Raw genomic sequence first — 14,088 nt, 5'->3', positions numbered from 1 at the left:
AAGACCGCCCCCTTTATTGTTCGCGCAATTTTCGGCATACTTTATTTAGAGGTTTTTATGAAAGCTTTCGCCCTAATTTTGGTCCTGGTTACGTTGGTGGTGGGTACATACCTGTCGCTGACTAAAAAACCATCTCCGGTGTCGGCCGAGACTCTAACTGAAGATGCGGTAAGCAGCCAGATGGCAGCTCCTCTTCATCCGGAAAGACCGCTTTAAATTTGGTTCTTATATCCTTAAAAAGCAGTACCCGCTAAGAGAGTCATCATTGGGAGCTTCTTCCACTTTCATAATGATATGAGGGCCAATGAGACGAATTCTGAATCTGGCCGTGTCCTCGTCATCCGCAAAAAATGAACCATTATCCATTCCTAAGGAAAGCCACTTCGCTTCTTCGACAGAAAAATTCTCCAGGAATTGACGGACTTTTTGACGAGTAAAGTAATTTCCATTTTCCTCTTCATAGGCCAGGTGAAGGTAAGGGGCCCCAGAATCGTCTTTCGCAACAAGTGCTAGGTACGAATACCATGCAGTTGATTGATGGTCATAGCAAGCACCACTCCAGGGACCTTGAATGGTCTTCTCAATGGAGCCCATGGCGTAAAAGTTTGCCAGGGCCTCAGGAGAGGGTTTCTTCAATTGAGTCGATAATTTTAAAAATCCTTCTTGAAGAAAAGTACGCATGGCCGGAATGTAAGTGCTCACACTAAGTGTTCCATTACCCAGACAACCTTTGGGACCGTTGCTGGTAACTGTGGCCAGATAAAGTTCGCCCTTTAGCTCCACAAAGCCGGGGCCACCAGAATCACCCTGACAGGTGTCTTTTCCGGGAGTCGCAGTGAGGATTTCAGTCTCAGAGGGACTCATCGAATTAAATTTGATGGAGACTTTTCTTAAAGTTCCAAGGCCTTTCTTTTTTACGCCATCAGTGAATCCATATCCAGCAAAGGTCAGGAATTGATTTGGACTCAAAATGTGGCCGGCATCCAGAAGCTTGGCCGGTTTGTAAGAAGGGGGAAGGGACTCGCTTAGTTTTAGGAAAGCGATGTCATGCCTGTCTGGATAATCTTCATTGGTATAGGTCTTAGGGAAATAGTACTGCGAGATCTGTCCCTTTTTTAAAGGGCGAGAGGCCTCAAGGCCGTAAAGAACTTGCATCTCACGAGAGCCAATAAGCAATTGATATTTGTCATATAAACAATGGGCAGCAGTCAAAATGAGTTCTTCAGTAATGATAGTGCCGGTACAAATGTTCGTGCCCATTTGAAGGGCCACAGTCACTTTGCTGATCTCATCATGACTTTGTACGGAGGTCCCACCCACAATTGCATAGGAGTTGGTAAGGGAAAGTACCGAATAGATAGTCGCTATCAAAAATGAATTTAAGTATTTCATGGGTCCTATCTTGATAATGATTATTTATACCAGATAGGACCCTCGGGATTTGGAAGGTGTGTAATTAATTTAGGACTGTAGTTTTTTTAACAGATTTGCCATCTCAACAGCTGCCATGGCCGCGTCCCAGCCCTTGTTACCGGCCTTCGTTCCAGCTCTTTCAATAGCTTGTTCAATGGTATCAGTCGTAACAACACCGAAAATAGTAGGGACCTTCGTTTTAAGACCCACATGAGAGATGCCTTTGGCCGTCTCGTTACAAACGTAATCGTAGTGAGAAGTTGAACCGCGGATCACAGCTCCTAAGCAAATGATGGCATCGTATTTTCCAGATTCAGCAAGAGCTAAAGCGGCAACCGGGATTTCAAAAGCACCGGGTACCCAAACTTCGTCAACATTACTTGATTGAATATCATGACGGTTTAAACAGTCATGAGCACCGCCCACAAGTTTTGAAACGATGAACTCGTTGAAACGAGCGGCAACGATAGCTACTTTAAGTTTTGAAGCGTTTAATGATCCTTCGATTTTCATACAGAACTCACTTATTGATTTAAAAGGTTTTGTTTTAAAAGATGCCCAAGCTTGGTCTTCTTGGTGAGAAGATACTGAGCGTTCTTTTGATTGGCATTGATCTCAAGAGGAACACGTTCGATCTTTGAGAAGCCATGTTTATTGAGTCCCTCAATCTTCTGAGGGTTGTTGGTTAAGAGTTTAATGTCACTGACATTGAAGTAGCGAAGAATCTGAGCGGCCATGGTGTAATCGCGAGAGTCCACCGGAAAACCAAGATGTAAATTCGCTTCTGCAGTGTCCATGCCCTGGTCTTGAAGCTGGTAGGCCTTCACTTTATTGAAAAGACCAATGCCACGACCTTCCTGGCGAAGATAAACCACCATGCCAGAACCATTTTCTTCGATCATCTTCATGGAGTTATTAAGCTGATCACCGCAATCACAACGGTAAGAACCGAAGATGTCTCCGGTGAAGCATTCTGAGTGAACACGAAGGAGAGTAGGAGCTGATTTAAATTTCTCCAAGTCACCTTTAACAATCGCCACATGTTCTTGCTTTAAAAGTTCTGAGTGGAAAATGAACATCTGGAATTCACCGAACTTGTTCGGGAATGGGATGCTCTCTACTGAAGAAATAAGATTTTCATGACGTTTGCGATATTCCACAAGGTCAGCAATCGAAACAACTTTGAGTTGGTGTTTATCCGCAAGTTGGAAGAGTTCAGGAAGACGAGACATGGAGCCATCTTCATTCATGATTTCGCAAATCGCTCCCACAGGAGAAAAACCAGCGAGACGAGAAAAATCAACCGCCGCCTCAGTGTGGCCCGTGCGTTCTAAAACGCCGCCGTTCTTAGCGATCAGTGGGAAGATGTGTCCAGGTCGGGTGAAGGCATGGGCCTTTGTCTCAGGACTTGTCATGATATTCAAGGTGCGAGCGCGATCAGAGGCGGAAATTCCAGTTGAGCCTTTAATTTTTGCATCGATGGTCACTGTGAAAGCAGTTCCCATTGAATCCGTATTAGATTGAACTTGAAGAGGAAGTTCTAAGCGTTTCGCAATCTCAGGAGTCACCGGAGCGCAGAGAAGTCCGCGTCCGTGAGTGATCATAAAATTAACTGCTTCAGGAGTAATTGTTTCGGCCGGCATGACGAAGTCACCTTCGTTCTCACGGTCCTCATCATCAACAACGATGATCATCTTTCCAAGTTTTAGATCCTGGATGGCCGATTCAATGGTATCAAGAGGTCTTTGTGTTTCAGTCTTCATACTTCACGTCAAAAAAGTTTTTTGCCCATTCTTCCTTGCGGGAATCTTTATCAAAACGCAGGAAGTTCTCGATATATTTGGCAATCATATCTACCTCTAAATTCAGGTGATCACCAACTTTTTTAGAGGATAATGAAGTCTTTTCTAGAGTATGGGGAATGATTGCAACGGTCAAAGTGTCACTAGTTAATCTCGCAATTGTAAGACTGATACCATCAAGAGTAATAGAGCCTTCTGATATCATGTATTTACGAAGATCCTTGGGGAAAGAAACTTCGATCTCCCAATTATTCCCGATCTTCTCAATTTTTTTAATTTTTCCGAGAGCGTTCACATGGCCCTGAACGAAGTGGCCACCTAAACGGTCATGAGGACGAAGCGAGAGTTCAAGATTCACCTTATCACCGGTCTTTAAATAACCGATGCTGGTCTTCTCTAAAGTCACGTGAATTGCTTGCACCTTAAACGTATCACCAGCAATTTTAGTGGCGGTTAAGCACACACCGTTGGTCGCAACTGAATCATCAATTTGAATGTCTTTAATCAGTCCTGGAGCGCGGATAATAAATTCTTTTCCTTCAGCGTTACTCACCACCGATTGAATGGTTCCAACTTCCTGAATAAGTCCTGTAAACATAAACGTCCTTTATGTCAGGCGACCTGAGATGAAGATATCTTCACCAATAAGATTGGTCTCAATGTTTTTAAGACGAGGTCGTCCTTCCAAATTTGAAAGACCGAGGTCACCTAAGAGCGAAGTTCCTGAACCAATAAGACTTGGATTCAGAAACACGGTGATTCGATCAATCAGGTTTTCAATAATAAAGTTTGAAGCGAGAGTTGCTCCGCCTTCCATAAGAAGATTCATAAGCTTTCTGTGATAGAGGTCTTTCATGGCCTCTTCAAGAGAAGTTATCTGAACCACCTGTTCTTTTGGAAAAGCAAAAGACAGAGGCGAAAAAGTATAGATGAGAGTTTTGTGTTTTAACTCATCCGTAAAAAGTAGAGCGTCCTTAGGAAGCTTTCCACTCTGAGTGAAGACAATTCGATACGGTTGTTCACCATGATAATCTTCCAAACGCACATTGAGTTTTGGATTGTCTTTACGAACGGTCTCGGCCCCCACAATCACTGCCTGATGCTGAGAGCGAAGCAGATGCACGCGCTCACGAGCAAGAGGGCCTGTGATCCATTGAGACTCACCAGTGGAAAGAGCGGTCTTCCCATCCAGGCTTGAGGCCATCTTTAAATGAATAAAAGGGCGCTGAAGTTTTTGCGAAGTGAAGAACACTTCATTAAGTGCTTCACCTTCTTTGGCAAGAATTCCATGCTCCACTTCAATTCCGTTTTGTTTTAAAAGCTCCACTCCTTTGCCATTCACATTTGGGTTCGGATCAAGATTTGAAATCACCACTTTTTTGATCTTTTCCTGAATCAGTCGTTGAGCACAAGGGGGAGTGCTCTTGTTCGTGTGACAGCAAGGCTCGAGGTTCACATAAAGAGTGGCGCCTTCCACAGACTCGGTGGCGTTTTTAATGGCATCAATCTCAGCGTGGTCCTGACCTGCTTTATGGTGAAACCCTCGAGCGATGATTTTTCCGTCTTTGACCAGCACTGCTCCCACCATAGGGTTGGGCCAGGTGTGACCTTTGCCTTCTTTGGCGAGTTCAAATGTTTCCTGGATCAATTCTTCATTGGTCATCTTCTACCTCGAGATCTTGAAAGACTTTTCCTGCCGGATCTTTTTTGAGTTCCTCAAGGTAAAGTTCTAGTGAGTAACTTGGAGTCACACCCAACCATTCTTTGATTGTGGTGTGAGACACTGTCATATTAAGCCATTTAAAAATGCAGGATTGTCTAAGGGACTTCGCGGTCATCTCCGTTTTCATTTCACGGCGAAGCTCTTCAAAGAAAAGTTCGGTTCCGCGAGGAGAAAGTCCTCCAGATAGAATCTTGTAGGGATTGGCGTTGAAAAGAAGCTCTTCCATTTCGAGCTCTTCCTGACGTTGATAATCCTGAAGACGATTTTTATAAAAGAGAAAATCCTTATTAAAAGCTTCTGGAAGAGGAATGGAATAAGGATCACGTTTTGGGTGTTCCACCATCACGCGGTAGCTGTTTTTATCTTTCAAAATACTGCCGAAACTCAGTTTCGCCAGATCCGAGACTTTAAGGCCCGCTCCGTAGATCAAATGAAAGATCACGACGTTTCTGGCGTTCACCAGTTGTTGTAGGCCCTCAGTGTCTTTGATGCGTTTTTTAAGCAGTTTGTAGGTCTTAATCACTTCCGGAAAAGGAGTGGGCTCCGGATTATCTAAGACCTTGGGAGACACCGCCATTTTCTTTAAAGGATTTTCCGGGAAGAGATTCTGTCCCAGGAGGTAATCAAAAAATAAACGCAGGGCCTGAACACGACGTCTCACTGAATTAGGCGAGCCGTATTTTTCGTCCAGATAGCGTGAATATTCTTGAACCTGAGTAGAGCTGAAGGATTTAATTTTTAAATGCTCCTGCTTATCAATCAGGAACGTATTAAAACACTGCAAGTCGGCCTTGTAGTTCTTGACCGTATTGAAGCTTTTTCCTTGGCGCTCGAGAAGTTTTAAAAACTCTTGTTGTTTATCTAAAAGATTGAAGTCCATATGTACGTATATTACGAAAAAAGCTTGGATATGTACAAGAAAAACGCTACTCTTGGGCCTTCGGAGGAATTCATGATTACTGTTTCTGGTTTAACCAAAAATTATGGTGGGCAAGTCCTATATACAAATGGATCTTTTTTCATCGGTCCGGGTGAAAAAGTCGGTCTAGTGGGACCAAATGGCGCCGGTAAAACTTCTTTGTTTCGACTGATTGTCGGAGAAGAGCGCCCAGACGCAGGAACAATTGATTACGCGAAAAGTTTACGAGTTTGTTATTTCTCTCAAAATGTTGGTGAGCTTAAAGGCCGCAGCGCTCTTGAAGAAGTCATTCACGGTAACGTTCGACTTGGATTCTTAAAAACTGAAATCTCAAAAATTGAAAAAGCATTGGAAGACGGGGAGTACTCGGATGAGATGCTGGAAAAATTGGGTGACTACCAGACTGAGTTTGAAAAGCTTGGTGGTTACGATATCGAATATCAAGCGGCCGAAGTTTTAACTGGTCTTGGTATTATGCCTGACGAGCAACAGCGTCCAGTGGAGTCTTTCTCTGGTGGTTGGAAAATGCGTATCGCTCTGGCGAAAGTTCTCGCTCAGCGACCAGAATTCATTCTGATGGATGAGCCTACCAACTACCTTGATGTTGAATCGATCATCTGGCTAGAAAGCTGGCTTAAAAACTTTAAGGGTGCCGTATTCATGACAAGTCACGATCGTGAATTCATGAACGGGCTCGTTAAGAAAATCGTGGAAGTAAACCACAAAACGATCACGGTCTACTCTGGTAACTATGATTACTACGAAAAAGAAAGAGAGCTTCGTCGTGAGCAATTAATCGCGTCTGCTGAAAGACAAGAGGCAATGCTTAAGAAAGAAGAAGAGTTTATCGCAAAGTTTGCGGCCCGTGCTTCACACGCGGCCCAGGTTCAGTCTCGAGTAAAGAAATTAGATAAGATTGATCGAATTGAAGTTATGCCTGAAGATCAGGCGATTAACTTTGAATTCCCGAAGCCTCCTCGTTCAGGTAACGATGTGGTGAAGATGGAAAATCTTGCTAAGACTTGGGTCACTCCTGAGGGCAAGGAGAAGAAAGTTTTCTCTGGTGTAACTGGTCTGGTAAAGCGCCTGGATCGCGTAGCGGTTGTAGGTGTGAACGGTGCCGGTAAATCAACTCTTCTAAAAATCATCAACGGGATGACGGACGCTACTGAAGGTCAGGCGACCATCGGTGCTAACGTTCAGGTTGGTTACTTCTCTCAGTATTCAATGGATGTATTAAATCCTAACAACACGGTCTTTGATGAAGTTCGCAATCGAGTGAAAGATAAGTCTGATGGTTATATGAGAAACCTTCTCGCTGCCTTCCTTTTCAGAGGGGACGATGTAGAGAAGAAAGTTTCTGTATTGTCCGGTGGTGAGAAATCACGTTTGATTCTTGCTTGTATCCTGACCAACCCTTGTAATCTTCTGATTCTGGATGAGCCTACCAACCACTTAGACATTCGTTCACGTGAGGTTTTGGTTGAAGCTCTTAAAAACTACGAAGGTACGATCATGATCGTATCCCACGACCGTCACTTCTTAAAACAAGTAACAACAACGGTTGCGGAAGTGGATAAGGGTGGAGTGCGTTTCTATCCTGGAACTTATACTGAGTATCTACAAGCAGTCGGTGAGCACTAAGCTCACCGACCAGATTTCATTAATTACTCGAAAAAGACATTGATTTTAGTGGCCTTATTAAGATCCACATAGAGGCGAACAGATTTGCTAGATTCCGCTTCACCTTTTTCCCTACATTCCATTCCATATTTGCCTTTCGAGCAAATCAGGTCAATTTCAGCTGGGGCACCATTATCTGCAAAAAGAGTGAGTCCAACTGTTTCTTTATTATCGAAGTTTAGTCTCAAATAGACATTGGCAAATTTATAGTTACATAAACCGCCTAACTTTTTATCAAATGTGATCTTTGAGTCAGTTACTTCCACTGCACTTATTTTTTCTTTCAAAGATGGAAGAGGAAAAAAATGGGTCGGTTCCATTTCTACACAAGTGGGATTACCAGCAATGTGAAGTACTCTCGTGCTCTCAGCGGCCTTGAAGGCCACTCGATTATTTTCTGATGCTAATTCAACTGTGGTTTTGGTTCCTGCCATAGCAGACAAAGAAAGTGCAGTAGTTAGTACCACGAAGAGAAATTTCATTTTTTATCCTTTTTCAGTTTATTACCGGCCTTATAGCATGCTTTATCGGGCCTCTTAGAAGCATATGAAAAATATTCTCGTCCTTGGAGTTGCGAAAATTCTAAGACCGCTTAAGCTATAAGAACTTAATTGGAGTTAAGCCATGGCAAAACAAGTCTTTCTCGTTCCTAACCAGATTCTCTTAAGGGAAGGCGAACACTCTAATAGCATGTATTGGGTCCAAAGCGGGCAGTTGTTGGTGACAAAACAGCGAGGGAATGACGAAATTGTTTTGGGACATATTTACAGTGGTGAATTAGTAGGAGAAATCTCTTTTCTGGATCAGGAGGCGAGGAGTGCCACTGTTAAGGCCGTAACTGGTTGCGAGTTAATTGAGATCCCTCAAGAAACCATCGACGGTATCTTCAAGTCACATCCAAAATGGTTAGAGATTTTAGTAAAGACATTGGCCGAACGTCTTCGTAAGGCCAATGCCCGCATTAAGATCTAAGGTAATTTAAGGGAGAAGCTCGATTTTCTGTTGTAGATCGTGAGTTTTGCCCCACGATAGTATTCATCATGAAGTTTATGCTTTCTAAGAGAGAAAACGGCCTGGTGACGAATAATACCCTGACAGTAGTCCTCACCATCTTCAATCTCTTCTTTTAATTCGGCCGCACATTGAACGGGATAAGTTTCCAAACACATTCCATCCATTTTGAGTTTGAAGATGTGCTTTTTGCAACCTCCGCTATAGGCCACATCTATCAGTAGATTTTTTTGGTCTGAATCCAGTCTTGCTGAGAGAATGTGGGCAGCTTCTGCACCAAAAACAATAAACAAGAAAAAGAGAGCAAAGTACTTCATAAACCTCCTCACAAATTTAGAGACTGATATTTAATGAGGGATGAGGACTTTTGGAATAAGGTAGATGACGTAACTCGTGAAATTTAGGCTCCTTTAGGCCAGGTTTCGGGTTGCGTTATTGTAAAATTTTGCATAGTATCCCATGGTTATTGCGAAAGCAGCTCAAAACCATTAGAAATGCTTCACATTAATTAATTTGCTCACTCCTCCGTGGGAGCGAGATAGACGACCTTAGGTGATCTATGTCACGGCCTCGCTTACATCAACTTCTGAACGAGCTTTACACTACAAAAGAAGCTTCGCTCCTCCATCAGGTTCTTCTCCACGAAGATTTTCAGATTTTCATGAACAAGCATTCCTTGAAGATGCCGCTGAAGGAATTGTCTCAGGCCTTTACTCATACTTCATTTTCTCATGAGTTTAATGTTCCTCATCAGGAACAGATGGAATTTTTGGGAGATGCGGTCCTTCAGTTGATCCTGACTGATGAGTTGTACCGTCGTTTTCCTGAGGAAAAAGAAGGAAGGCTTTCTAAATTAAGAAGCGCCATGGTGAATGAAAAAGTTCTCGCCAATATCGCAAGTGGCCTGGGCCTCAATGAACTCATCATCGTAGGAAAGGGTGAATATAAAAAAGGTCTCTATGAGCAGGCGACTGTTCTGGCGGACACTTTTGAAGCATTACTTGCTCAGGTTTATCGCCATCACGGACTGGAATTCGCCAAGACTCTTTATCTTGGTTGGTTAAACCTATTTGTTCCAACTGCTTTTGATGCCGGTTTCTTAGATGATTTTGATGCTAAATCAAAACTTCAAGAGAAGAGCCTGGCCCTCTACAAGAAACTTCCTCGTTACACGGCTGAACAAAAAGGTGACGAGTTTGAGATCACTTTGTGGATCAATGATGAAGTAACAGCAAGAGGCGTTTTTAGCTCTAAGAAGATCGGTGAAAGAGAACTAGCTAGCGAAGTATTAAAGAAAGGAAATATTTAAGAGGAGAACATATGTTATTTGAAAACCAACACCCGCATAATAAAGCGATCATGATCGCCGTACTTGGAAAACCAAACGTTGGAAAAAGTTCCTTCATTAACCATCTCCTTGGTTTTGATCTTACAATCGTGAGCTCTAAGCCACAAACAACTCGTAACCAATTCCACTGTGCATTCACAATTGACCGCACTGAAGTTGTGATGGTGGACACTCCGGGAGTTCACTCAACTTCTCAAGAACTAAACCGTCGTATGAATGGCCAGGCCCAGATGGGGTCTGAGGGTGTGGACATTAACTTCGTTCTGGTTGACCTAACAACGAACATCCTTGGCGAGTTCAAGGACTTCCTTAAAAATTTCGAAGCACCTCTTTCTAGAACTTGGATCATCTTCACGAAAGCTGATCTGGTTAAGAAAGAAGAACTTAACCTTGGCGAAACTCTGGTGAAGATGCAGGAGCTTTGTCCTTCAATTGAAAAGCACTTCATCATCTCGTCAAAAGATGGCCACAATATCCATGAGCTAACTGGTGCCATCCAAGACGCCGCTCCAAATGCTATGCACCTTTATCCAGGTGGAGACGCCTCAAACATGAACGAGCGTTTCTTCGCCACTGAGTACATCCGTGAGCAGGCCTTCCGTCTTCTTAAAGAAGAGCTTCCTTACGAGATCGCAGTGGTGATTGATGAATATAAAGACGTACGTAAGAAAGATGAGGACGCTGCTCCTGAGGCCCATATTTCAGCTTCAATCCTTGTGAACCGTCCTTCTCAGCGTGCGATTGTGGTTGGCCGTGGTGGTTCAATCATTAAAGAAATTGGCATGAATGCCAGAAAGAAAATTGAAGCGATGACTGGCGGTAAAGTTCACCTGAACCTTCACGTAAAAGTATCGCCGAAATGGATGACAAATAACTACGTGCTGGATGAAATCGGTCTTCCAAGAACGCAGAAATCTGCCCGCGTGTGGAGGAAAAAATAAATGAGCACTAGATCAATGGTGGTCTCCATTATTGGGAGACCGAACGTCGGGAAGAGTACCATCTTCAACCGACTGATGAAAAAACAACATCTCGCCATGACCCACGACCAACCGGGTGTGACTCGTGACCGTCACTACGGCATCATGACTCTGGAAGAGGCAATTGATGGTGAGGCCCATAAAGAAGAAGTGATCCTGGTTGATACTGGTGGTTTCTATCCGGATAAGATTGAAATTGATCCTAAGAAAAAGAACAATATTGATCCGTTCTTTAATATCATGGCCGATCACGCGAAACTTGCGATTGATGAATCAGACCTGGTTCTTTTCGTGGTGGACGTTCGTGAAGGACTTCTGCCTTTCGATAAAGGGATTTGCGATTACATTAAATCAACTCGTAAGCCATTCTGGCTTATCATGAATAAATTCGACACTGAGAAACAGGAAGGGGATCAGTATGATTTCTATACCCTGGGTCTGGATGAAGAACACATGATGAGAGTGTCTGCGGAACATAACCGTGGTTTCTACGATCTTCGCGAAAGGCTGATTAAAACCGCCCTTAGTTTTCGTGAAAAAGAAATTCTCAGTGTTGCCAGTGATTATCTTCAGCCAGGCGTGAAGCCTCGTAACGATGTGGTTTCATCAGTGGCGATCATTGGCGCTCCGAACGCCGGTAAATCAACTCTTCTTAACTGTCTGGTGGGTGCTCAAAGAGCGCTGGTTTCGGAAATTGCCGGAACAACAGTTGATCCAATTGAAGGTTATATTGATCTTTATTTCGGTCCAGATGTTGAAATGCTTTCAACTCGTGAGAATCCATTTCGTAAGGACAACTCAGAAATCTTCGCTGAGCTTAAGCGGTTTCAGGAATCAGGTGACGTGGATCTAAACATCTCTGAAGACGAAGATGATCTGTCTGAAGAAGAGAAGAAAATCTACGTTGAGTTCGGTCAAACGGTTGAATCAACTTTCGAAGACGAGGCCTCTGATGATGAAGTTGCGGCCGCTGGTGACTTTAGCTTCGATGAATCGAATACAGGCACTGATTATTTTTCTGAAGATGAAATTGTTCAGGAAATTGAAAAGAACTGGAACGCTCCTGAAGAGGAAGTGGAAAATCTAGAGCACGCTAAAGAGGTCAACCGCTGGCGTTCAATTAAGATCGTCGATACGGCCGGTATTCGTAAGTCGAAACTGGTTGAGGGTTTTATTGAAACTCAATCCGTTTACCGCTCTCTTCGTGCGATCACTGAATCAGATGTTGTGCTTTTCATGATTGATTCTACTCTTGGTATCACTCACCAGGATCGACGCCTTTTAGATATCGCCCTTGAAAAAGGGAAGTCGCTGATCGTGTGTCTGAACAAGATCGATCTCTTAAAAGAGACTTTCGCGGATGCGAAGAAAAAGAAAGAGTGGATGCAGAACCTTAAGGACGATGTGCCTTGGCTTGGTTTCTGTCAGCTCGTGACGATTTCTGCTCAGAAGAACCGCAACATCAATTACCTTCGTGAGGCCCTGAAGCGCACGATCGTGATTCGAAATAGAAAGATTCCAACTGGTGCTCTTAACCGTTGCTTCTTAAATCTTACTGAGAAGAATCCAGTGATTGTAAGAAAGACCAATGGAGTTCGTTTTAAGGTGAAGTACGCTTCAATGCTTAAATCGTCTCCTCCAACGTTCCTTCTTTTCTCAAACAAGTCTCAAGGGATTCCTGAGAACTATCGCCGTTATTTAATTAATGGTTTGAGAAATGAGTTCGATTTGACCAATACGCCGGTGCATCTGATTTTCAGAACGTCGACGGACATTGAAAGACGAATGAAGAAGATCGAAAAGAAAAATGCCAGATAAAAAAAAGGGACTCGAAAGAGTCCCTTTTTTTATACTACCAAGTGAAGTTATAAGTAAAAATTAAGCTCATCACGTTACCGGTGAGATCGTCAAAACCGTAGGTACTGGTGGCAAGACCAGGTTCCTGAGCATAGTCCTGAGTGTACTTATCGTAAAAGTTTACGACGTGGTACAGGGCCTCAACACTGATATATGATTTTTTGAGTTCAATTGGAAATTCAAGTCCCATACCGATACCTGTTCCAATACCACCGCCCTTATCATTAGGGATTGTATCTTGGTCCAAAAATTTTGTGGTTTGGTACCAATATTCTAAACGTCCAATGAAGTGTGGGTTTGAGTAGGTAATGGCCGTTCCGAGATCTGTGGTGTCGATGTAATACTTATAGCCCACAAATACACGGGTCATGTCTTGAGTTACAGCGCCTAGATTCCCTTGGTTTTTATATCCGTGTACGACGGTATCCAGAACCATGGTGTGTTTAGAATATTCCACACCAAGAATGATGGCATTCTGGAAATCCAGAAAGTAGCTCATGGATAAATGGAAAGTTGGGTTGTTGTCTTCGAAGGCCTTTCCGCGATTCCCGGTAAAAGTCGTGAAGCCTCCACCGAGGTTTACCGAAAAAAATCTGCCGTAGCGATAGAAGCGTTCGTCTTCTAAAACTTGGGCCGATTCCAGGTCTTCGTTAAAATCAGAGAAAATGTCACTTCCGACTGTTACATCATCTTCAACTTCCTGCAGGATTTGATCAGTCGACTGACCCCATGCAAGGAAAGGAAGAAGAAGTAAAAAGAGAATGAAAGAGCTTCTAATCAACATATTTTATAGATAGAAGTGCACAGCTGCTTTCACAAACTGATCACCGAGGGTTTCAAAACTTGTTCCGCCATCTGGATCTGCGTCTCTCACTGAAAGACCGAACTCAAAAGAGAATCCGAGACTTTCTAGACCCGAAAGGTGAAATTCGGTTCCGAGTGTTCCGTCGATCTGATAGCCAGTTTTGGTTTTATCTTTCTCATCCAGGTAGTTTTCAGTGGCGAAAAGCCCGGCCATATAGAAATTGAGCTGTGGTTCGTCAAAAATGATGCGGTAGAACTTAACTCCGGCACCATAGAGAGTCTCGTCCTGATCAGATTTGAATCCCAAAATTCCACCGATGGCGAAAGTTTTACTCTGCTGGATCTTCAGAGAAATGGCAGGAATTTCGTTGGCCAATTGGTTAGATGCACCAATACCAAGTCGCCCACGCATGTCTGCTGAGAATGCAAGAGTAGGGAAAAGGAAGAGAAAGAGAAAAAATAATTTCATCATTCTTTAAGTCTAGGGAATCTTTTGATCTTTGACAACGAGTGAGGAGGAGTTTTAAACTTCTTAGGTATTTTAGCAT

Annotated in this window: 16 protein-coding genes; 6 read left to right on the top strand and 10 right to left on the bottom strand. The window is 43.3% G+C overall.

The features are described from left to right. Positions 1 to 57: 57 nt before the first annotated feature. The gene (locus ACJVC5_RS17400) at positions 58 to 216 is read left to right on the top strand and encodes a hypothetical protein (protein ID WP_408096814.1); all 159 of its coding nucleotides are present in this window, start codon (positions 58 to 60) and stop codon (positions 214 to 216) included. 9 nt (positions 217 to 225) lie between these two features. On the opposite strand, the gene ACJVC5_RS17395 is transcribed toward ACJVC5_RS17400, so the two are convergent. The 6 genes from ACJVC5_RS17395 to ACJVC5_RS17370 all read right to left on the bottom strand — a co-directional run bounded on the left by ACJVC5_RS17395 (position 226) and on the right by ACJVC5_RS17370 (position 5,818). Next, positions 226 to 1,392 (bottom strand): S1 family peptidase, encoded by a 1,167-nt coding sequence (locus ACJVC5_RS17395; RefSeq protein ID WP_408096813.1) that lies wholly within the window; start codon positions 1,390 to 1,392, stop codon positions 226 to 228. A 69-nt stretch (positions 1,393 to 1,461) separates the two neighbouring features. Continuing rightward, positions 1,462 to 1,926: a 6,7-dimethyl-8-ribityllumazine synthase gene (gene ribH / locus ACJVC5_RS17390; protein ID WP_408096812.1), complete on the bottom strand. Its 465-nt coding sequence runs from the start codon at positions 1,924 to 1,926 to the stop codon at positions 1,462 to 1,464. Positions 1,927 to 1,937: 11 nt separating this feature from the next. Further along, a complete protein-coding gene (locus tag ACJVC5_RS17385; protein ID WP_408096811.1) occupies positions 1,938 to 3,176 on the bottom strand; it encodes a bifunctional 3,4-dihydroxy-2-butanone-4-phosphate synthase/GTP cyclohydrolase II in 1,239 nt (412 codons plus the stop codon). Further along, positions 3,166 to 3,813: a riboflavin synthase gene (locus tag ACJVC5_RS17380; protein WP_408096810.1), complete on the bottom strand. Its 648-nt coding sequence runs from the start codon at positions 3,811 to 3,813 to the stop codon at positions 3,166 to 3,168. Before ACJVC5_RS17380 ends, ACJVC5_RS17385 begins: the two co-directional genes overlap by 11 nt. 9 nt (positions 3,814 to 3,822) lie before the next feature. Next, on the bottom strand, positions 3,823 to 4,878 hold the full coding sequence (gene ribD, locus ACJVC5_RS17375; protein WP_408096809.1) for a bifunctional diaminohydroxyphosphoribosylaminopyrimidine deaminase/5-amino-6-(5-phosphoribosylamino)uracil reductase RibD: 1,056 nt from the start codon (positions 4,876 to 4,878) through the stop codon (positions 3,823 to 3,825). Further along, positions 4,868 to 5,818 (bottom strand): tyrosine-type recombinase/integrase, encoded by a 951-nt coding sequence (locus ACJVC5_RS17370; protein WP_408096808.1) that lies wholly within the window; start codon positions 5,816 to 5,818, stop codon positions 4,868 to 4,870. The genes ribD and ACJVC5_RS17370 overlap by 11 nt, the downstream gene beginning before the upstream one ends. A gap of 72 nt (positions 5,819 to 5,890) precedes the next feature. Between ACJVC5_RS17370 and ACJVC5_RS17365 the strand changes: the two genes are divergently transcribed. Next, positions 5,891 to 7,501 carry an ABC-F family ATP-binding cassette domain-containing protein gene (locus ACJVC5_RS17365; RefSeq protein ID WP_408099252.1) on the top strand — a complete coding sequence of 537 codons (1,611 nt, stop codon included), beginning with the start codon at positions 5,891 to 5,893 and terminating at the stop codon, positions 7,499 to 7,501. Positions 7,502 to 7,524: 23 nt separating this feature from the next. Here the strand turns inward: ACJVC5_RS17365 and ACJVC5_RS17360 are convergent, their stop codons facing one another. Continuing rightward, positions 7,525 to 8,022 carry a hypothetical protein gene (locus ACJVC5_RS17360; protein ID WP_408096807.1) on the bottom strand — a complete coding sequence of 166 codons (498 nt, stop codon included), beginning with the start codon at positions 8,020 to 8,022 and terminating at the stop codon, positions 7,525 to 7,527. A 142-nt stretch (positions 8,023 to 8,164) separates the two neighbouring features. Here ACJVC5_RS17360 and ACJVC5_RS17355 point away from each other — a divergent pair, with 142 nt between their 5' ends. After that, positions 8,165 to 8,512: a Crp/Fnr family transcriptional regulator gene (locus ACJVC5_RS17355; RefSeq protein ID WP_408096806.1), complete on the top strand. Its 348-nt coding sequence runs from the start codon at positions 8,165 to 8,167 to the stop codon at positions 8,510 to 8,512. Here ACJVC5_RS17355 and ACJVC5_RS17350 read toward each other — a convergent pair. Further along, a complete protein-coding gene (locus ACJVC5_RS17350) occupies positions 8,509 to 8,868 on the bottom strand; it encodes a hypothetical protein (protein ID WP_408096805.1) in 360 nt (119 codons plus the stop codon). The two genes, ACJVC5_RS17355 and ACJVC5_RS17350, sit on opposite strands and share 4 nt — an antisense overlap. 242 nt (positions 8,869 to 9,110) lie before the next feature. On the opposite strand from ACJVC5_RS17350, the gene rnc reads away from it, so the two are divergent. The 3 genes from rnc to ACJVC5_RS17335 are packed head-to-tail and all read left to right on the top strand — an operon-like array spanning position 9,111 to position 12,697. Then, positions 9,111 to 9,860 (top strand): ribonuclease III, encoded by a 750-nt coding sequence (rnc, locus tag ACJVC5_RS17345; RefSeq protein WP_408096804.1) that lies wholly within the window; start codon positions 9,111 to 9,113, stop codon positions 9,858 to 9,860. 11 nt (positions 9,861 to 9,871) lie between these two features. Beyond that, positions 9,872 to 10,840, top strand: a complete 969-nt coding sequence (era, locus tag ACJVC5_RS17340; RefSeq protein ID WP_408096803.1) for a GTPase Era — start codon at positions 9,872 to 9,874, stop codon at positions 10,838 to 10,840. Then, the gene (locus ACJVC5_RS17335; RefSeq protein WP_408096802.1) at positions 10,841 to 12,697 is read left to right on the top strand and encodes a ribosome biogenesis GTPase Der; all 1,857 of its coding nucleotides are present in this window, start codon (positions 10,841 to 10,843) and stop codon (positions 12,695 to 12,697) included. Positions 12,698 to 12,731: 34 nt separating this feature from the next. Here ACJVC5_RS17335 and ACJVC5_RS17330 read toward each other — a convergent pair whose 3' ends face one another. Together ACJVC5_RS17330 and ACJVC5_RS17325 are read right to left on the bottom strand one after the other, a co-directional pair. Next, positions 12,732 to 13,520 carry a hypothetical protein gene (locus ACJVC5_RS17330; protein WP_408096801.1) on the bottom strand — a complete coding sequence of 263 codons (789 nt, stop codon included), beginning with the start codon at positions 13,518 to 13,520 and terminating at the stop codon, positions 12,732 to 12,734. 3 nt (positions 13,521 to 13,523) lie between these two features. Continuing rightward, positions 13,524 to 14,012, bottom strand: coding sequence for a hypothetical protein (locus tag ACJVC5_RS17325; RefSeq protein ID WP_408096800.1), 489 nt, complete (start codon positions 14,010 to 14,012; stop codon positions 13,524 to 13,526). Between the last annotated feature and the right edge of the window lie 76 nt (positions 14,013 to 14,088).

The organism is Peredibacter sp. HCB2-198, assembly GCF_045999315.1.
Taxonomy (GTDB): Bacteria; Bdellovibrionota; Bacteriovoracia; order Bacteriovoracales; family Bacteriovoracaceae; genus Peredibacter.
The sequence above is the reverse complement of the archived record's forward strand: the minus strand, read 5'-3'. Positions and strand labels throughout refer to the sequence as shown.